Raw genomic sequence first — 17899 nt, 5'->3', positions numbered from 1 at the left:
TCCGATACTCCTTTATCAATCTGATCTGACGTTTATGTTTAGAAGGTCCGTCCCTTCGCTCAAGAGCGTGTTACCCCTTGCCAGTACACCGGCCAGGCATGAGCCAGCCGCCGGGCGGCACGCTCTTCACCGCCATACAGAATTTCTACATGAATGCCGTCCAGCAACGTCAAAAAGACCGAGGCTGCCTGATCAGGCCGGGAAATAATCCTGCCGTGCTGCGGACATCCTGCCGCGAGCAGCTGCGAAAGACAGGCCTCATGACGGTCAAGAAACGGATATACAATATTCATGACCTCTTCATAGAGTGCCCTCGGCGGGAAAAAGGACACCCGCAAAAAAAACCGTGCCTCATCGTCCCGGGTATATTGCTCCAGCCGCTGCTGCAAAAAGCTCTTCAGCATCTCTTCCAGCGAAAGCTCCTGATGCTGACTGAAAAAGCCGACAATGTTCTGCTCCTGCCGCTGGAATACATCCTTTACGGCCTGCAGGAACAAATCGCCTTTACTGCTGTAATGGGCATAAATGGACGGCTTCCGGATGCCGCAGTCCTCGGCAATCCCCTGAAGTGAAGCGCCCTCATAGCCGTCCCGGGCAAAATGAGCCAGCGCGGCCTGCAAAATCTGTTTGGAGCTGTGCATCGCCCACCTCCTACCTAACGATCGTTAGGCACTATTGTTGCAAACCTAACTTTCCTTGTCAAGTTTGCCTTGTGATTTTCCGTCATGGCTTTTACTTGAAAAGGTAACTTATTTCATTTGTGGGCGTTATTAGGTATATGGAATACCCAGAAAACAAAGGAGGAAGTTATCCATGAAATATCTGAAATATTTCTATATATTGTTGGTTGGTGTTACCATTTGCTCTGCTTCTTTGTTCTCAAACATTGATGCTAGTGTCAGGGTCCCGGATGATATTCGACATTATGCTAACGACGCCGGACTTGAAGAGTTTAAGAAACTGATTTCCGAGGATCCGATTGGATTTGGATATAAGGACATAGAAGAAGTAGGTCAAGTTACACTAGGGCCCGGCTTTCAAATAAATTGGATTGATGCCGACAAATTTGCAAACGTTAAATCAAGTTTAATAGACGTTTCAAAACCAACAGGACAATATGAATTTATTGTTCTGTCTAATGGGGAAGGTAAATCCTTTTTAACCGTTGAAAGAAACGGAGGTCGTTTCAGAGTCATATCTGCAGGAGGAGATGCATCCGGATTGTCCAAGTCATTAGCGAAGATGACAAGCTCACTTGCTTCAGCAAGTGAACACATTGAACTAGCCTTAATAAAAGATGGAAATGTCAGGTATCTTGTGACAAACGTAGATGGCAAAGAAGTCAATATTCCAGATTTCACCTCAGAGAAAATGGCTTTAATGAGTGGCATGGATCAAAATCAGTTATGGGATTCCGATAAAACAATAAGTTATCTTAAGCAGGCCCAGTTTCAAAATGTAGATCCTAACACAGATGGCACTAGAGGTTATCCGATCACCGAGAAGGAGAACTCCCACAAGTGATAAAAGCATTAATCATCTCAAATAGCTCCTGCTGTTTAGCAGGAGTTATTTGGTTCTAAGCATCATGAAGCTGCTAAGCTTGGAAGGTAGAGATTGAAAGCGGAAGCTTAAAAGGTCGTAAAGCCCAGCAGCTTCTGAATCCGGAACGCCACGCTTTTGAGCCAGACGGTGTCTTCTTCGTAAGCGCTCAGCTCCAAGGTGTACTCCGCATCCACGTTGTTCCACAGCCTGTTGAAATAGTCATTGACCTGTTTCGTGACCTCATGCTCCTTCTCAGCGGACAGCCAAAAGTTGTTCTCCAGGTTGTAATCCTTCAGGTTGCGGGGGGTAAAATTGGTCGAGCCGCCAATCATGATGGACGGCTTGGAGGGCTTGGAAATAAACAGAAGCTTGGTGTGATACTGCTCCTCGCCTGTGTTGTACCAGCGAATATCAATGCTGTTTCCGGAGCGCTCCTTCAGCTCTGCGGCGGCCGGGCGGTTCGGAATGCCGATCTTGTCCCGACCAAAAGCGTTCTGATTGGGGTCCAGAATCAGCCGCACCTGCACGCCGCGCTGTGATGCGGCGACAAGCTCGTCCATCACCTCGCCCTCAGCGAGATAGAACATACCCATCCACAGGGTATCGCCGGCTTCCGCTTCTTCAATCGCCTTCAGCACATATTTGTACACCTTGCCTTCCGTCAAATATCGGATGTCAGCAGACAGCCCCGGTGCCGGCTGTGTTTCTTCCGACGGAGTATAGACCGGCAATGTATACGGGCCGCTCAGACTGGCAGCCGCCTGCTCTGCTGCAAGCACATCCCGGATGACTTCACCGCCGGCCTCAAAGGCGATGTTGGAGTGGTAGGCACTGGCCGCATGCACATTGGCGGAGGAGACGAGGGCGGTACGTTCGCTCACGATCACCTTACGGTGATTGGCCTTGACGTTCAGCAGCTTCATGTACGAGCGGACCGTCATATCCGGGGCCTCCTCCGCCATCAGGTTGGGCACCTGGCCCTCCCCGGCTTGCCCGAACCATTGAATAAAGGTTCTCCAGAAAGCCGAATAGATTGGCGTGGAATCACGAAGCGGCTCCACATTTGTGATGATGACGGTAATGCCTGCCTGCTTCAGATCCTCTAGCAGCGGGTTTTTGGAAGAGCCGTAGTTTGTGTTGACCTCATCGGTAATCAAGAACATGTCCATTTCCGGATGCTTGCTCTTGTGCGAGATCAGATGGTCTGTCATTTCGCGGCTGACCTGAGGGAAGGATTGGTCTTTATGGGTATAGTCATTAAAAAGAAACATGTCGATCACGAGAAATTGTCTCGACTCGTCAATGATTTCATGCATTCGATCATAAATTTGCTGCTCGTGCACTGCCTGGCCGTCCGGCCCCGGATAGGTCAGGTCATGCCAGAAGGCAACCTCCGTACTTTGGTACAGCGGGCTTTCGTAGGAAATGCCGTCCGGCAGCGGCTTTTGAGTATGGTACACGAGGACAGCCAGCAGCCAGGCAAAAAGAAGCAGCACCGCTGTTTTTACCCAGAAGCGGGGAGAACGGCGGCGGGTGTGTGCAGGCTGAGCCCCAGCCGATGCTTCCGGTAAGTTGTTAAATAGGCTGAACAGAATCATAGCCATCCTTCTTTCTGTATAAGGGTCGTTAAAACCATTTACCAACCTCGGCCATAATTGAAGCAAGCTGTACGGCGGGAAAGAAGCCGTCTTCCTGGTCGACAGCGGAAGCGAAACTATGTATAATCGATGTACTGGATTTGTATAAAGTGCGACGTGATATTTAGGGAATCACTCTTACCGATCGAAAGGCAGGGAACCGCGTGTACTCTATTAAACAAGTATCCACAATGCTGGATATGCCGAGTGTAACGATCCGGGCCTGGGAGAACCGGTATGGGGCCGTGAAGCCGCTGCGGACAGAATCAGGCTACCGGATGTATAGTCCGGATGACATAGAAGATTTGAAATGGCTGAAGGAGCAGGTGGAGGAGAAGGGCATGAGCATTTCTCAGGCCGTGCTGATGCTGAAGGCCGGGAAATCCTTTCCGGGACCGGGCCGCGGTGAGCCATTTCCGACTCTTGGCGCTGAGCAGCAGGAAGGTCCTTATGAAGAGCTTAGCGGCCAGATTTTCAATGCTTTGTTTACGTTTCAAAGTGAGCGGGCGAACCGCCTGATTGATTATGGCTTTTCAATTTACGGCTATGATGCCATGTTCTACAAAGTGCTGGTGCCTGTTCTCGTGAAAGTCGGAGATGCATGGGAAGCGGGCACGGCATCGGTGGCGCAGGAGCATTTCATGACGGAGCTCATCTCACGGCGGTTTTTTCAGTTTTTTCATTTATTTCCCGTTCATTCTTACATGCCGAAGGTGCTTTCGCTTTGTCCGGAGGGAGAATATCATCAGGTCGGCCTGATGCTCTTCTCACTGCTGCTGCGGCGCAATGGACTGGATGTAGCCTACCTGGGCCCCAACACGCCGAGAGAAGGTCTGCTGGATATCATTGATTCCCAGGGAATCGGGATCGTGTGCCTCTCGGTGACGAATGCCAGATATGTAGGACGGGCGGACGAGCTTGTGGATTATATTTCGGAAGCGTTCCCCGAGGTGCTCTTTCTGCTTGGCGGCAAAGGGTACGGAAGCGGAACAAAGAGCCGGTACACCCAATGGGTGATGAACGAGCCGGCAGAGCAATGGCAGGAGTGGCTGAGCCGATTTTTGGCCCAGCACCAGCTGAGGCCGTAAAACCTATTGGATGGGGGATCTCATGATGAAGGAGTCAAATAAGGAGCGTGAAGGCTTACCGCAGGAGCACCGTGAGCAGCCGGCAGGGGGAAATCCGGGCATGCTGATTCCGGAGGTGCCTACCGGGGAACGCAAAATCGAGCACGTCCGCCTCTGTCTGGAGGAAGAGGTGGGGGGACGCGGGATTACCACGGGGCTGGAGCGCTACCGCTTTCGCCATCACGCTCTGCCGGAGCTGGACTTTGAGCAGGTGGAGCTCTCGGCCTCCTTCTTGTCCCACCGTATGCGCACACCGCTCCTGATCAGCTCCATGACCGGGGGCAGCCGGGCGACGGGCGAGATTAATCAGCGTCTGGCTGCTGCTGCGCAGCGGCGCGGATGGATGCTTGGCGTCGGCTCAGTCCGTGCAGCGGTGGAGCAGGAGGACCTGGCTGCCACGTTCCGGGTCAGGGAATCGGCGCCTGACATTCCTGTCATTGCGAATCTGGGTGCTGTGCAGCTGAACTATGGCTTCGGGGCAGATCAATGCCGCAGAGCCGTGGACATTGCGGGAGCCGACATGCTCGTGCTGCATCTGAACAGCCTGCAGGAAGTGTTTCAGCCGGAAGGCAACCTTTCCTTCAAAGGGCTGCTGAAACAAATTGAGCAGCTGTGCGGGGCGCTGGAGGTGCCTGTCGGCATCAAGGAGGTCGGCTGGGGCATCGACGCGGAAGTCGCCGTACAGCTGGTGGAAGCCGGAGCCTCCTTCATTGATGTTGCCGGCGCAGGCGGCACCTCCTGGAGTCAGGTGGAGAAGTTTCGCAGTCCTGACCCGGTGCGCAAGGCCGCGGCAGAAGCCTTCGCGGATTGGGGCAACTCCACGGCGGATTGCATTGCTGAGGTGCGGGCTGCGCTGCCGCAGACCGAGCTCATCGGCAGCGGCGGTCTTACCAGCGGAGTGGACGCCGCCAAGACCATTGCGCTTGGCGCAGACATTGCCGGCTTCGGCCGGGGTCTGCTGGGCTCGGCGGTGGCCTCGGAGGAGGCGCTGGATGCCCGGCTGGCTCAGGTCGAGCTGGAGCTGAGCATCGCCATGTTCGGCATCGGAGCCGCTACCATTGAAGAGCTGCAGGGTCATAAGCGGCTGATCAGGCTGGGATAGGCCGTAAACGGGATGTGCGGAGCAGCCGGAGCTTGGGAAGAACCGGCAGGGAGCTTGCCGTGCGGCAGCCTTGGCAGTAAAGACCGTGCAAATGGAATGGAACAGGCCGGAACGCCAGGGGCGAGCCGGCCTGTTCTGCTGTGTAAACTTCAGTTTCAACAACCGGGATCATCTGCTATAATTAATAGGATTGTTTAGCGGCAAGATATTTGAGGATGATTATTCATAAGGAGTTGTCATATACATGGCTTTGAAAGCAGGGATTGTAGGTTTGCCGAACGTCGGCAAATCGACGTTGTTTAACGCAATTACGCAGGCAGGTGCGGAATCGGCCAACTATCCGTTTTGTACGATTGATCCGAACGTAGGTATTGTTGAGGTGCCGGATGAGCGCCTGGACAAGCTGACAGAGATGGTGGAGCCGAAGAAGACCGTGCCGACCGCCTTTGAATTTGTGGACATTGCCGGGCTGGTCCGGGGAGCGAGCAAGGGCGAGGGGCTGGGCAACAAGTTCCTGGCACATATCCGTGAAGTGGATGCGATCGTGCATGTCGTCCGCTGCTTCGAGGACGAGAACATTACCCACGTCGACGGCAAGATTGATCCCGTCAGCGACATTCAGACGATCAATCTGGAGCTGATTCTGGCGGATATCGAGAGCGTGGAGAAGAAGATTGAACGCTCCAAGAAGAATATGAAGGGCGGCAACAAGCAGTTTGTTCAAGAGGTTGAGGTGCTGGAGAAGGTCAAGGCGGTGCTCTATGAGGACAAGCCAGCCCGCAGCATGGACCTGACCGAAGACGAGCGCCTGCTGGTCCGCGATCTTCATCTGCTGACACTGAAGCCGGTGCTATATGCGGCGAACGTAGCGGAGCATGAGATTGGCGATGTCGCGAACAATGCCTATGTGCAGAAGGTTCGTGATTTCGCAGCGGCGGAGAATGCCGAGGTCGTGCCCATCAGTGCCAAGGTGGAAGAGGAGATTTGCGAGCTTGAGGGAGAAGACAAGCAGATGTTCCTGGATGAGCTGGGTATTCAGGAGTCCGGCCTGAACCTGCTTATTAAAGCAGCATACAAGCTGCTCGGCTTGTACACTTACTTTACCGCCGGTGTGCAGGAGGTTCGTGCCTGGACGATTCGCAAGGGCACGAAGGCTCCGGGAGCAGCCGGTGTCATTCACAGCGATTTCGAGCGCGGCTTCATTCGGGCCGAGGTCGTGTCCTACGAGGATCTGGTCGCTGCCGGCTCCATGAACGGAGCCAAGGAGCGGGGGCAGCTTCGCCTGGAAGGCAAGGAATATGTCGTGCAGGACGGCGATGTGATGCATTTCCGTTTCAACGTATAGCAGAGAACGGTGCCAGCCCGCCGCGCTTTAGAAGCGCGGCGGGCTGGCTTGTTTGTCTTGGCGGGAATTGCCAGGGGTTATCGTGTTCTCGCGGAGTCAGCGCGATGTCTATCGCTAGGCGTGCTGCACGGTCTTTGCCGTTGTCGTTGTAGCTGTCTTTCCCGAAAAGCTGTTGCTATTCAAAGCCTGTAGAATATGATATAATTAAGAGTCGTATGACTAGTGTTTTGAAACTAATGATGAAATGACGTAAAGCGAGATGTGCAGGGGAGACGGAGCGTTTTTGTACGCTGGCGGCCGAAATTCTGCAGCAGCTGGCGATCTGATAATGAATGAAATAGAAGCATGCTTCCGGACAAAGTGTACCCGGGGCGTGAAGAACATACCATACCATGAGGTGACAAGCCATGTTGGATAAATTACAGGCATTAGCGGATCGTTATGAGAAGCTCAGCGAGCTACTCTGCGATCCGGATGTGGCCAGCGATACGAAGAAGCTGCGGGAATACTCTAAGGAGCAGTCCGATCTCCAGCCGACGTATGAGGCGTACAATGAATACAAGCAGGTCAGCGAAGAGCTGGATGCCGCCAAGGAAATGCAGGGCGAGAAGCTGGATGATGACATGCGCGAAATGGTCAAGATGGAGATCGACGAGCTGTCCGGACGGAAGCAGCAGCTGGAGGAGACCATCCGCGTCCTGCTTCTGCCGAAGGACCCTAATGACGACAAGAACGTCATTGTGGAGATTCGCGGCGCAGCCGGCGGCGATGAGGCCGCGCTGTTCGCCTCCGATTTATACCGGATGTATACCCGCTATGCCGATACTCAGGGCTGGAAGGTCGAAGTGATGGATGTCAATACGAATGATCTCGGCGGTTTTAAAGAGGTTATTTTCCAGATTATCGGCCGGGGAGCATACAGCAAGCTGAAGTTTGAGAGCGGGGCACACCGGGTGCAGCGGATACCGGCTACGGAATCCGGCGGCCGGATTCATACCTCCACTTCAACGGTAGCGGTGCTGCCGGAGGCGGAGGAAGTGGACATCGAGATTCACGACAAAGACATCCGCGTGGATACCTTCTGCTCCAGCGGTGCTGGCGGCCAGTCCGTTAACACGACGAAATCGGCGGTTCGTGTAACCCACGTTCCAACGGGCATTGTGGCAACGTGTCAGGATGGGAAATCCCAGAACTCCAATAAGGAGAAGGCGCTGCAGGTGCTTCGGACCCGGATCTATGACATGATGCGCCAGGAAGAGGAAGCGAAGTATGCCGGTGAGCGGAAGAGCAAGGTCGGCACAGGAGACCGCAGTGAGCGGATCCGGACCTATAACTTCCCGCAAAGCCGTGTCACAGATCACCGGATCGGCTTGACGGTACACAAGCTGGATCAGATCATGAACGGTGAAATTGAGGAAATCGTTTCAGCCCTGACGATTGCAGAGCAGGCAGAAATGATGGATAAAGGAGAATAACGCTTTGGAGCGACAAAGGTTCAGCATGACGCCGGAGCAGACGATACGGGAAGCCTTTGCAGAGGCTTCTTCTTTTTTGAAGGCCCATGAAGTGATGGAGCCGCAGCGCAATGCCCAGCTGCTGCTGGAGCATGTGCTGGGGCTGTCGGGAACGTCTTATTACGTAGCCTTGGGAGATCCTTTTCCTGCCGAGAAGCAGGGAGAGCTAGAGGAAGGGATCACCCGGAAGGCACAGGGAGTTCCGGCTCAGTATATTACAGGGGTACAGGAGTTTTACGGCCGGGAATTTAAGGTGTCGCCCGCCGTGCTGATTCCCCGCCCTGAAACCGAGCTGCTGGTGGAGGCGGTGCTGCAGTATGGACAGAAGCTTGCGGCCGGTCCCGGCGGCGAGCTGAATGTGGTGGATATCGGAACCGGCAGCGGTGCTATAGCCGTAACCCTGGCGCTGGAATCGCCCCGCTGGCGTGTGCTCGCCAGCGATATATCCCCGGCGGCCCTGAACGCTGCCGAAGAGAATGCCCGGAAATGCGGCGCTCGGGTAGATTTCCGCCAAGGGAATCTGCTGGAGCCGTTCAGCGGACTTATGATTCACATTCTCGTCTCCAATCCTCCTTATATCCCGGCGCGGGATATAGAGGAGCTGCAGCCGGAGGTCAGGGACCATGAGCCGCGCACTGCACTGGATGGCGGCCCCGATGGGCTGGACCCATACCGGGCTATGATGGAGCAGCTTCAGCTGCTGCAGGCGCCGCCGCGCCTTATAGCTCTGGAGCTGGGCATGGGCCAGGCGCCGGAGGTGGCGGAGCTGCTGCGCCGTGCCGGGCACTGGCAGGATATTGTGACCGTTAAGGACCTGGCAGGCATTGAGCGCCATGTGCTTGGGGTGGGGCGCTAGCTGCAAGTGTGCAGTCAAGGAGTCCATCATGAGCGCTGGCATTGTACTGCGGGAAGGTTTTCTTTTACAATAGATGGAGGATATGAACTTGAAAATGGAAACACTAAAGAGCTTGCCCGGCTCTTGCATGGAGGGATGACATGCTGAATAAGCTTAAAAAAATCGACTACCTCATCGTCACCGCCCTGGTAGGGATGATGATCGTCAGCATTACGTCTATATACAGCGTTACCAAAGATACAGCGGATATGGATGGAAGCCATCTGACGATGATGGCTTACTATGTCGTCGCGTTTATTGCATTTTTCGGCATGAGCCTGCTGGATTACCGGCTGCTTCACAAATACGCCCTGTATATTTATTTGGGCGGCATCGGCATCCTGGTATTTACGCTATTTTTCGGGAAGACAATTAATGGCGCCCAGGGCTGGCTGGATCTCGGGATTGTGAACCTGCAGCCGGCAGAGATGTTCAAGCTCATTCTTATTATTTTTGTCACTCATGTGCTCATTATGAGAAACAAGCCGGAGCTTTCCTTTATCAAGGATATTATTCCGATCGGCCTGCTGACCTTCATTCCGTTCGCGCTCGTCATGATTCAGAATGACCTGGGGAATGCACTGGCGTATGTGGTCATTCTGCTTGGCCTGCTGTGGATCGGAAACGTCAAGGTGACTCATGCGCTGATCGGTCTGGTGCTGGTGGCAGGGACGGCTTTTGGCGGGATTCAGGCCTACATTCATTATCATGATCAGATTGAGGAGTTCTTGGGCAAGGGCTCCCGTGCGCACTGGATGGACCGGATCGATCCCTGGCTGATGGCCTCCAGTGTGGATACGTCCGGCGCAGGCTGGCATACGTATAATGCCAAGCTGGCTATTGCGAGCGGCGGGATGAACGGGGAAGGCTTTATGCAGGGGACGTCGGTTCAGTCGGGTCGCGTGCCTTATACGTATTCGGATTCGATTTTTGTGCAAATTGCGGAGGAATACGGGTTTGTCGGGTCCTCGGTCGTCCTGCTGCTGTATTTCATTCTCATCCACCGGATGATTCTGATCGCGCTGGAAAGCCGGGAGCGGGCAGGTCCGTTCATGATCGTTGGTATTGTGTCGATGCTGCTCTATCAGATTTTCGAGAACATCGGGATGTTTATCGGGCTGATGCCGCTGACAGGCATTACGCTGCCGTTCATTAGCTACGGCGGAACGTCGCTCGTGATCAGCATGGCTTCGCTGGGCGTGGCCATGAGCGTCAAGCTGCACGGGCAGGACATCGAGGAGGATTTCCCCGAGCCCAAAACCTACCGCACCCAGGCGGCGCGGATTCGTCCGCAGAACCGTTGATGTCAGTCCAGCAGGGCGTGGCGGGGTGCCGCCATGCCTGGTTGGCAGCAGGATGAGTTTGGCGGGGATGCTCAAGATGAGATGAACCATAAAGATCCCAAAGCTGAAGGCCCCCGTGCGGGGCTTTTTTTTGGATGGAGAAGAAGTCTATCAAAAAATCATAGACCGCCACGTTTATCTCTCAAAGCTGCCGGACATACTGGTAGTATCATAGAGTTATCGTAAGAGAGGCGGCTGTCCAATGCAATCATCCCATCCATCCCGTGATCCACTGCGTACTGCAGTCAAGCAAATTGTCGTGCTGTTATCCATCTTGTTTCTGGTTGTCATGTCCTGGGAGGAGCAGCGCATTGATGCTGCTGTCACGGAAGGCGCCATCCCGGAGGAGTCCATTCGGCTCCGCATTCTTGCTCATTCCGACGCCCCGGAGGACCAGCTGGTGAAGCAGGACATTCGTGACGCTGTCGTGATGCAGATGAAGAGCTGGGTGGGTGAGCTGGCACCGGAGAGCCTGGAGCAGGCGAAGGCGATGACGAGAAATCACTTGCCGGAGATCGAGGCGCTGGTTGCACAGGAGCTGGATGTACGGGGTATCACGTATGCTTACCAGGTGGAGCTGGGCGAGGTCCCTTTTCCGACCAAAATGTACGGAAGAGTGATTTATCCCGCAGGTGATTACGAGGCGGTTCGCATTACACTGGGATCCGGCAAGGGCAAGAACTGGTGGTGCGTGCTGTTTCCGCCGCTGTGCTTCATCGGGGACAATGGAGATGTGAGTGCGCCAAAGGAGGCTGCAGGAACACGCACGGCTTCTGCCGAGCCCGCTCCGTCTGAGACGGCAGAGGCAGAGGCGAGTGCGCCGGAGGTACGGTTCTTCCTCTTGGACCTGCTGGCGTCGCTGTGGAGCTGGGTTAGCGGACTGTTTAAGTAGGGTGGAATATGATACACTTTCTAGCAAAAGAGTGCTTGTTCTCTTCAGCGCCGCCACGACCGCTTGCCAAGCGGCGGGGAGCGCTCAGGGCTGGAAGCACTTTTTGTGATTGAATTCGAAGAGAAAGCTTGGGATATAGATGAAGCATGAGAAATGGCAAGATGCAGCAAAAGAAAGACAGCCGCTGACAGGCGGCAAGCGTGCAACGAAGCTGTGGATGCTGGGCGGAAGCGCCCTTGATGGGGCTGAGGCTGAAGGGGGCGCTGCGGCTTTGTTCCATGCGGATTCCCGCAGACTGTCAGCTGGGAGCGGGAGAGGGCAGGAGGAGATCCTCGGCATTGCGGATGCACCAGACACTTGTGCGCTGCAGGAAGCAGGAGCCGTTCTGGCGGCAGGCGGAACCGTCGCTTTTCCGACGGAAACGGTGTACGGGCTCGGCGCGGATGCGCGCAGCACGGCTGCGGTGGAGCAGATTTTTGCCGCGAAGGGACGGCCTTCGGACAATCCGCTCATCGTACACATTGCAGATCCGGCACAGCTGCAGGAGCTGGTGACCGGCGTGAATGACACCGAGCGGCGCCTGATGGCGCAGTTCTGGCCCGGTCCGCTGACGCTGGTGCTGCCGGTGAAGCCCGGCGCGGTATCGCCGCGGGTGACGGCCGGACTGGATACGGTCGCCGTGCGGATGCCGGATCATCCGGCGGCGCTGGCGCTGATCCGCGCCTCCGGCTGTCCGCTGGCCGCACCGAGCGCGAACCGCTCGGGCCGTCCCAGCCCGACGCTGGCCGCGCATGTGCTGGAGGACCTGTCCGGGGCCATCGACGGTGTGCTCGACGGCGGACCGGCAGGCGTCGGCGTCGAATCGACAGTCGTGCAGGCCGCCCCGGACGGCGCCGTTACGGTGCTTCGCCCCGGCGGCATCACCGAGGAGCAGCTTGCCGGCATTGCGGCAAGCGTGCGGCGCGACCCGGCGCTGGCGCACGCCGGGGGCACAGACAGCCCGGCGCCGCGCTCGCCGGGCATGAAGTACACGCACTATGCGCCTCAGGGCGCGCTGTGCGTGGTCACCGGGCGGACAGCAGCTGCCGTGTCCGCCCGCATCCAGGCCGAGCTGGACGCGGCCCGCACGCGCGGGGAGAAGACCGGTGTGCTGTCGTTCGACGAGCACATCGGCTTCTACCGCGCGGACGTTGCCGTCTCGCTCGGCAGCTTGGCCGCGCCAGAGGAAGCGGCACGGCGGCTGTACGCCGGCCTGCGGCAATTCGATGAGGCCGGCGCGGCCTTCCTCCTGGCGGAAACCTGCCCGGAGGAAGGCCTCGGTGCCGCAGTGATGAACCGGCTCCTGAAGGCGGCGGGGCATCACATCATAGATGCCGACGCCTAATCAGCGGGACGCGCTGCCCCGCCCCTAGCCTCCCGCGCCCGCGATGCTCAACGCGCCCATAGCGCCCGCTCCGGCCCTGGCCTCCCGCGCCCGCGCGGAATGATTTCCTCCTTGTCCGCATATGGTGTACAAGACCATAGGACTTGGAGGAAAGCGCATGCTGGAGACATCTGTCCAGACCGGGCAGCTGGCCGCGATCTTGATGATGGCCGTGGCCCTGGGGCTGGATGCTTTTTCGCTGGGCATCGGAGTCGGCATGAAGGGGGTACGCCTTCGGCATGTTCTGGGCATCGGGCTCATGACGGCGCTGTTTCATATGCTGATGCCTCTGCTGGGGCTCATCTTCGGCCGATATGTCGGCGCTCTGCTGGGCGAGATTACGGGGATTGCAGCGGGAGGGCTGCTCGTGCTGCTGGGCGGACATATGATCTGGAACTCCTTTCAACAGGGGGAATCCCGTCCCGTGAACCATACGACCCTGCTGGGGATGCTTCTATTTTCCTTGAGCGTCAGCATCGACTCCTTCTCGGTCGGAGTCTCCCTGGGGATGTTCAACAGCCACGCGGCATTGATCGTCAATGCCTTCGGTATTGTCGGCGGGCTGATGTCCATCTGCGGCCTGCTGCTGGGACGGAAGGCGGCAAGCCGTCTGGGGGAATACGGCGAGCTGGCAGGGGGCGCGATTTTGCTTCTGTTTGGCTTGATGTTTATCTTTTGATACAATAACCGCAGATCTTTACAGGCGACAGGAGGCGAGAAGCCGTGACTAATATTTTGTTTCTGTGCACAGGCAATACGTGCCGCAGCCCCATGGCAGAAGGCATGCTGCGCAAGCTGGCGGCCGGAAGGTCCATGAAGCTTGAGGTACGCTCTGCCGGGGTAGCTGCCGTGGAGGGCATGCCGATTTCGCGTCACGCCCAGGCGGTGCTGCGGGATCAGAGCATTGAGGGGGAATTCACCTCGAAGCCGCTCAGCCGGGAGCTGGTAGCATGGGCAGATTTGATTCTGACACTGACTCAGTCCCACAAGCAGTTCGCGATTTCCCGGTTTCCGGAGGCAGCAGACAAGGTGCACACGCTGAAGGAATTTGCCGGAGCGGATGAGCAGGTCATGCAGGATCTGCAGGAGCTGGACCGGCTCTATGTATCGGCAGAGCTGACCCGTTCGCTCGGGGGTGCCCAGTCCAGCCAGGAGCGGGAGCGCTTGATCGAGCTGCGCCAGCGGATTCCGAGCTTTGATATCTCGGATCCTTATGGCGGCTCGCTGGAGGACTATGAGGCGACGGCGGCCGAGATCCGGACCGCGCTGTTCCGCCTGCTGGACAAGCTGGAGGGAGAAGCGCGCTGAGGCTGGCTTTAGAGAGCCGGTTTTTTGCAGTCTTTCATCCTGCTGTTTATGAGAATGAGGGACGGCTGCACATCGACGTAAATGGTCCAAATGTCTCCCTTGCTTTTGGGGATGTTTTGATTTAAGATGAAGTGGAAAAAGTGAGATTCCGATGTAACTGGCGACGAAGTGGAGTAAACCACGATGGAGCATCGGAGACATACGGCCGGTCGCCTGGGCAAAGAGCATTTGTGCACGTTATGCGTGTGCAGACTGCTCTTTTTTCGTCTTTTGGCCAGACCATGGGTTATACTATAACTAGTATTTGAACCAGAGGATGAAATCACGAGGAGGTTTTTCAATCATGAGAATCGCATTGGGCACGGATCACGCCGGTATACGCTTGAAGGAAGAGATGATCAAGGTCATTCAGGAGCTGGGGCATGAGGTCGAGGATTTAAGCTGCGGCTGTGAGACGTCTGTGGATTATCCGGATTATGCTCTGCCCGTCTGCGAGCGGGTCATCGCCGGTGAAGCTGACCGGGGCATTCTGATTTGCGGAACGGGGATCGGCATGAGCATTGCAGCGAACAAGGTGCCGGGCATCCGCTGCGCGTTGACCCATGATGTATTCTCCGCCAAAGCGACGCGGGAGCATAACGACAGCAATGTGCTGGCACTGGGCGAGCGTGTCGTGGGGCCGGGGCTGGCTGCGGAGATCGTAACGGCCTGGCTGACTACGGAATTCAGCCAAGGTGAGCGCCACATCGGGCGTGTAAGCAAGATTAAGGCCATCGAGGATCGGTATCTGAAAGCCTAAACCCTGGAGCCTGGAGCTTGTTGCTTCGGGGGAAGCCGAGGCTGCGGCCCTTCTAAGGATACGGTTCAACTTGGCATAAGAACACTTCCATACAATATACAGGCGGGAGGCGGTCCACTGGATGGAGCATGGGGCAGAAGTGAGAGACATGAGCTTGAAGGAGCAGACGGTGCAGGTGTTGAGAGAGCTGGCGGAAGCAGCCGGTCTCAGGTCGGGCAAGGTGCTGGTGGTCGGCACAAGCACGAGTGAAGCGGCGGGCCGGCGGATCGGCACAAGCGGCGCCCTGGACATCGCGGAGCAGCTGCTTCAAGGCATTCAAGAGGTGCAGCAGGAGCTGGGCTTTGATACGGTTTATCAGTGCTGCGAGCATCTGAACCGCGCGCTGGTTATGGAGCGGAAGGTGCTGGAGCGGCTGTCCTTGAATGAGGTTGCAGCGATTCCCGTCCCTAAAGCCGGCGGCTCGATGGCCGCGGCCGCTTACCGCAGCTTCCGGCAGCCGTGCCTGGCGGAGCATGTCGCGGCAGATGCGGGGCTCGATATTGGCGAGACGCTGATTGGCATGCATTTGAAGCATGTCGCGGTGCCCTTCCGCCCTTCGCGCCGCAGCATCGGCGAGGCGAGAGTAACCGCGGCATTTACCCGCCCGAAGCTGATCGGCGGCGAACGCGCCGTGTACAGGCTGGAGAACGAGAGCGGAGCCGGTTTTTGTGATTGATGACGTTATTTACCTTACTTTTATATAAATACTATGTAGATTCAGGGAGGAAATAATTATGATGGAACATTTGCGCAAGGCCGACCCGGCTGTACTGGAAGCCATGAATCTGGAGCTTTCCCGCCAGCGCAGCAACATTGAGCTGATTGCATCAGAGAACATTGTCAGCGAGGCTGTTATGGAAGCTATGGGCTCCGTGCTGACGAACAAATACGCGGAAGGCCTGCCGGGCAAGCGCTACTACGGCGGCTGTGAGCGTGTAGATATTGTTGAGGATCTGGCGCGTGACCGTGCGAAGGAGCTGTTCGGAGCAGATCATGCGAATGTACAGCCTCACTCCGGCGCACAAGCGAACATGGCCGTTTACCTGGCTGTGCTGAAGCCTGGAGATACCGTACTGGGTATGAACCTTGCTCATGGCGGACATCTGACGCACGGCAGCCCTGTGAACGCTTCGGGCCTGCTGTACAACTTCGTTGCCTATGGCGTACAGGAAGACAGCTTCCTCATCGACTATGATGAAGTCCGCAAAGCGGCGTTCAAGCACCGCCCTCGCCTGATTGTAGCCGGCGCGAGTGCATACCCGCGGATCATTGATTTCGAAAAAATGGCTTCCATCGCAAACGACGTCGGCGCGCTCTTCATGGTAGACATGGCGCACATCGCCGGCCTTGTTGCAGCCGGTCTGCATCCGAGCCCGGTTCCGCATGCGCATTTTGTAACGACAACTACGCACAAGACACTGCGCGGACCTCGCGGCGGCTTGATTCTGTGCAAGCAGCCATGGGCGACGGCTATTGACAAGGCTGTGTTCCCTGGCTCCCAGGGCGGTCCTTTGATGCACGTCATTGCTTCCAAGGCGGTGGCTTTCGGTGAAGCGCTGCAGCCTTCCTTCAAGGAATACTGCCAGCAGGTGGTGAACAACGCGAAGGTGCTGTGCGAAACGCTGATTGAGGAAGGCCTGAACATTGTATCCGGCGGCACTGACAATCACCTGATGCTGCTCGATACCCGCAATATGGACATCACCGGCAAGGACGCGGAAAAAGTGCTCGACTCCATCGGCATCACGGTGAACAAGAACGCCATTCCGTTTGACCCGACATCTCCGTTTGTTACCAGCGGCATCCGGCTTGGTACGCCGGCAGTCACCTCCCGCGGCATGGACGAAGCTGCAATGAAGACGATCGGCAAGGTCATTGCCATGACACTTCGCCAGCCGAAGGACGAGGAGAATCTGGCGAAGGCCGCCCGTATGGTGGCTGAGCTGACGGACCAATACCCGCTGTATCCTGAAATGAAATACTAATCCTTTATCGACTGCTATTACCAAGGCCCCGTCAGGTATGACGGGGTTTCTTGCATATTCTTTACAGAGCGGGAAACGCCGCTTCTACAGGTGGAAAACATTCATCGGTCTTGCAGGTGTAAAATCACATCCGGGAGTGATATAATAGACAAGATTTATGGAGCCACAATCCTGCTTGCAGCCCATATTGAAGAATATATAAGAACATATACGTAACCAACCGGAGGGACCTGACATGGGAAAATTGGTGATTTGTGATCACCCTTTAATTCAACACAAACTAACTTTTATACGCGATAAGCAGACCAACACGAAGGATTTTCGGGAGCTGGTGGATGAGGTCGCTACCTTGATGGCGTATGAAATTACACGCAATATTTCATTGGAGTCCATTGCTGTAACGACACCGGTGGCGCAGACGGAGGGCAAGGTCATTTCCGGCCGCATGCTGGGGCTCATCCCGATTCTTCGCGCCGGGCTGGGGATGCTGGATGGCGTCGTGAAGCTGCTGCCGGCGGCGAAGGTCGGACATGTCGGCTTGTTCCGGGATCCGGAAACGCTGCAGCCGGTCGAATATTATACCAAGCTGCCAACCGATGTGACCGAGCGCGAGCTGATCGTGATCGATCCCATGCTGGCTACCGGCGGCTCGGCGATTGCGGCCATTGATGTGCTGAAGAAGCGCGGCTGCACACAGATCAAGATGATGAACCTGGTTGCCGCGCCGGAGGGCGTGAAGGCTGTGCATGATGCTCATCCGGATGTCGATATTTATGTAGCGGCGCTGGACGAGGGTCTGGATGATCACGGGTACATTGTGCCTGGCCTTGGCGATGCCGGTGACCGGCTGTACGGCACGAAGTAGCCGCCGCAAGCCGAGATATAAACGCTGTGATGCTTTGATCCATGCTTTCGCATGGAAGGTCTTTGCTGTATAGCGGGAGA

Annotated in this window: 17 protein-coding genes and 1 riboswitch; of the genes, 15 read left to right on the top strand and 2 right to left on the bottom strand. The window is 56.2% G+C overall.

Annotation, left to right across the window (positions count from 1 at the left end; all coding sequences use genetic code 11):
• Window positions 1–59: 59 nt before the first annotated feature.
• Window positions 60–641: a TetR/AcrR family transcriptional regulator gene (locus E6C60_RS19435; protein WP_138227313.1), complete on the bottom strand. Its 582-nt coding sequence runs from the start codon at window positions 639–641 to the stop codon at window positions 60–62.
• A 172-nt stretch (window positions 642–813) separates the two neighbouring features.
• On the opposite strand from E6C60_RS19435, the gene E6C60_RS19430 reads away from it, so the two are divergent.
• Window positions 814–1524, top strand: a complete 711-nt coding sequence (locus tag E6C60_RS19430; RefSeq protein ID WP_138227312.1) for a hypothetical protein — start codon at window positions 814–816, stop codon at window positions 1522–1524.
• Window positions 1525–1631: 107 nt separating this feature from the next.
• Here E6C60_RS19430 and E6C60_RS19425 read toward each other — a convergent pair whose 3' ends face one another.
• Complete coding sequence (locus tag E6C60_RS19425) at window positions 1632–3143, bottom strand: phospholipase D family protein (RefSeq protein ID WP_233281067.1); 1512 nt, start codon at window positions 3141–3143, stop codon at window positions 1632–1634.
• Window positions 3144–3346: 203 nt separating this feature from the next.
• Here E6C60_RS19425 and E6C60_RS19420 point away from each other — a divergent pair, with 203 nt between their 5' ends.
• The 14 genes from E6C60_RS19420 (at window position 3347) to upp (ending at window position 17819) form a co-directional block, all read left to right on the top strand.
• Window positions 3347–4270, top strand: a complete 924-nt coding sequence (locus E6C60_RS19420; RefSeq protein WP_138227311.1) for a MerR family transcriptional regulator — start codon at window positions 3347–3349, stop codon at window positions 4268–4270.
• Between the two features lie 25 nt (window positions 4271–4295).
• On the top strand, window positions 4296–5411 hold the full coding sequence (gene fni, locus E6C60_RS19415) for a type 2 isopentenyl-diphosphate Delta-isomerase (protein ID WP_138227907.1): 1116 nt from the start codon (window positions 4296–4298) through the stop codon (window positions 5409–5411).
• Between the two features lie 244 nt (window positions 5412–5655).
• Window positions 5656–6756 (top strand): redox-regulated ATPase YchF, encoded by a 1101-nt coding sequence (ychF, locus tag E6C60_RS19410; protein WP_138227310.1) that lies wholly within the window; start codon window positions 5656–5658, stop codon window positions 6754–6756.
• Between the two features lie 407 nt (window positions 6757–7163).
• A complete protein-coding gene (gene prfA / locus E6C60_RS19405) occupies window positions 7164–8231 on the top strand; it encodes a peptide chain release factor 1 (protein WP_138227309.1) in 1068 nt (355 codons plus the stop codon).
• A gap of 25 nt (window positions 8232–8256) precedes the next feature.
• Window positions 8257–9126, top strand: coding sequence for a peptide chain release factor N(5)-glutamine methyltransferase (gene prmC / locus E6C60_RS19400; RefSeq protein WP_175415439.1), 870 nt, complete (start codon window positions 8257–8259; stop codon window positions 9124–9126).
• 140 nt (window positions 9127–9266) lie between these two features.
• On the top strand, window positions 9267–10469 hold the full coding sequence (locus E6C60_RS19395; protein ID WP_138227307.1) for an FtsW/RodA/SpoVE family cell cycle protein: 1203 nt from the start codon (window positions 9267–9269) through the stop codon (window positions 10467–10469).
• 241 nt (window positions 10470–10710) lie between these two features.
• Window positions 10711–11400, top strand: coding sequence for a stage II sporulation protein R (gene spoIIR / locus E6C60_RS19390; protein ID WP_138227306.1), 690 nt, complete (start codon window positions 10711–10713; stop codon window positions 11398–11400).
• 139 nt (window positions 11401–11539) lie between these two features.
• Window positions 11540–12784, top strand: a complete 1245-nt coding sequence (locus tag E6C60_RS19385; RefSeq protein WP_233281066.1) for an L-threonylcarbamoyladenylate synthase — start codon at window positions 11540–11542, stop codon at window positions 12782–12784.
• Between the two features lie 157 nt (window positions 12785–12941).
• Window positions 12942–13502, top strand: coding sequence for a manganese efflux pump MntP (locus E6C60_RS19380; RefSeq protein WP_138227305.1), 561 nt, complete (start codon window positions 12942–12944; stop codon window positions 13500–13502).
• Window positions 13503–13546: 44 nt separating this feature from the next.
• Entirely contained in the window at window positions 13547–14131 is a 585-nt protein-coding gene (locus E6C60_RS19375; RefSeq protein WP_138227304.1) for a low molecular weight protein arginine phosphatase, read from the top strand.
• A 143-nt stretch (window positions 14132–14274) separates the two neighbouring features.
• Window positions 14275–14357: riboswitch (ZMP/ZTP riboswitch) on the top strand.
• Window positions 14358–14474: 117 nt separating this feature from the next.
• Window positions 14475–14930 carry a ribose 5-phosphate isomerase B gene (rpiB, locus tag E6C60_RS19370; protein WP_138227303.1) on the top strand — a complete coding sequence of 152 codons (456 nt, stop codon included), beginning with the start codon at window positions 14475–14477 and terminating at the stop codon, window positions 14928–14930.
• A 121-nt stretch (window positions 14931–15051) separates the two neighbouring features.
• Window positions 15052–15645, top strand: coding sequence for a TIGR01440 family protein (locus E6C60_RS19365; protein ID WP_138227302.1), 594 nt, complete (start codon window positions 15052–15054; stop codon window positions 15643–15645).
• 58 nt (window positions 15646–15703) lie between these two features.
• Complete coding sequence (gene glyA, locus E6C60_RS19360) at window positions 15704–16954, top strand: serine hydroxymethyltransferase (protein WP_138227301.1); 1251 nt, start codon at window positions 15704–15706, stop codon at window positions 16952–16954.
• 235 nt (window positions 16955–17189) lie between these two features.
• Entirely contained in the window at window positions 17190–17819 is a 630-nt protein-coding gene (upp, locus tag E6C60_RS19355) for a uracil phosphoribosyltransferase (protein ID WP_138227300.1), read from the top strand.
• The last annotated feature ends 80 nt before the right edge of the window (window positions 17820–17899 follow it).

Source organism: Paenibacillus algicola (assembly GCF_005577435.1).
Lineage (GTDB): Bacteria > Bacillota > Bacilli > Paenibacillales > Paenibacillaceae > Paenibacillus_AQ > Paenibacillus_AQ algicola.
The sequence above is the reverse complement of the archived record's forward strand: the minus strand, read 5'-3'. Positions and strand labels throughout refer to the sequence as shown.

Excerpts from the sequence above, each read along its gene's own strand:
- spoIIR (WP_138227306.1), top strand. The coding sequence starts at position 10,711 with ATGCAATCATCCCATCCATCCCGTGATCCACTGCGTACTGCAGTCAAG.
- E6C60_RS19380 (WP_138227305.1), top strand. The coding sequence starts at position 12,942 with ATGCTGGAGACATCTGTCCAGACCGGGCAGCTGGCCGCGATCTTGATG.
- fni (WP_138227907.1), top strand. The coding sequence starts at position 4,296 with ATGAAGGAGTCAAATAAGGAGCGTGAAGGCTTACCGCAGGAGCACCGT.
- E6C60_RS19385 (WP_233281066.1), top strand. The coding sequence starts at position 11,540 with ATGAAGCATGAGAAATGGCAAGATGCAGCAAAAGAAAGACAGCCGCTG.
- E6C60_RS19430 (WP_138227312.1), top strand. The coding sequence starts at position 814 with ATGAAATATCTGAAATATTTCTATATATTGTTGGTTGGTGTTACCATT.
- upp (WP_138227300.1), top strand. The coding sequence starts at position 17,190 with ATGGGAAAATTGGTGATTTGTGATCACCCTTTAATTCAACACAAACTA.
- prfA (WP_138227309.1), top strand. The coding sequence starts at position 7,164 with ATGTTGGATAAATTACAGGCATTAGCGGATCGTTATGAGAAGCTCAGC.
- glyA (WP_138227301.1), top strand. The coding sequence starts at position 15,704 with ATGATGGAACATTTGCGCAAGGCCGACCCGGCTGTACTGGAAGCCATG.
- E6C60_RS19365 (WP_138227302.1), top strand. The coding sequence starts at position 15,052 with ATGGAGCATGGGGCAGAAGTGAGAGACATGAGCTTGAAGGAGCAGACG.
- E6C60_RS19435 (WP_138227313.1), bottom strand. The coding sequence starts at position 641 with ATGCACAGCTCCAAACAGATTTTGCAGGCCGCGCTGGCTCATTTTGCC.
- ychF (WP_138227310.1), top strand. The coding sequence starts at position 5,656 with ATGGCTTTGAAAGCAGGGATTGTAGGTTTGCCGAACGTCGGCAAATCG.
- E6C60_RS19425 (WP_233281067.1), bottom strand. The coding sequence starts at position 3,143 with ATGATTCTGTTCAGCCTATTTAACAACTTACCGGAAGCATCGGCTGGG.
- rpiB (WP_138227303.1), top strand. The coding sequence starts at position 14,475 with ATGAGAATCGCATTGGGCACGGATCACGCCGGTATACGCTTGAAGGAA.
- E6C60_RS19395 (WP_138227307.1), top strand. The coding sequence starts at position 9,267 with ATGCTGAATAAGCTTAAAAAAATCGACTACCTCATCGTCACCGCCCTG.
- prmC (WP_175415439.1), top strand. The coding sequence starts at position 8,257 with ATGACGCCGGAGCAGACGATACGGGAAGCCTTTGCAGAGGCTTCTTCT.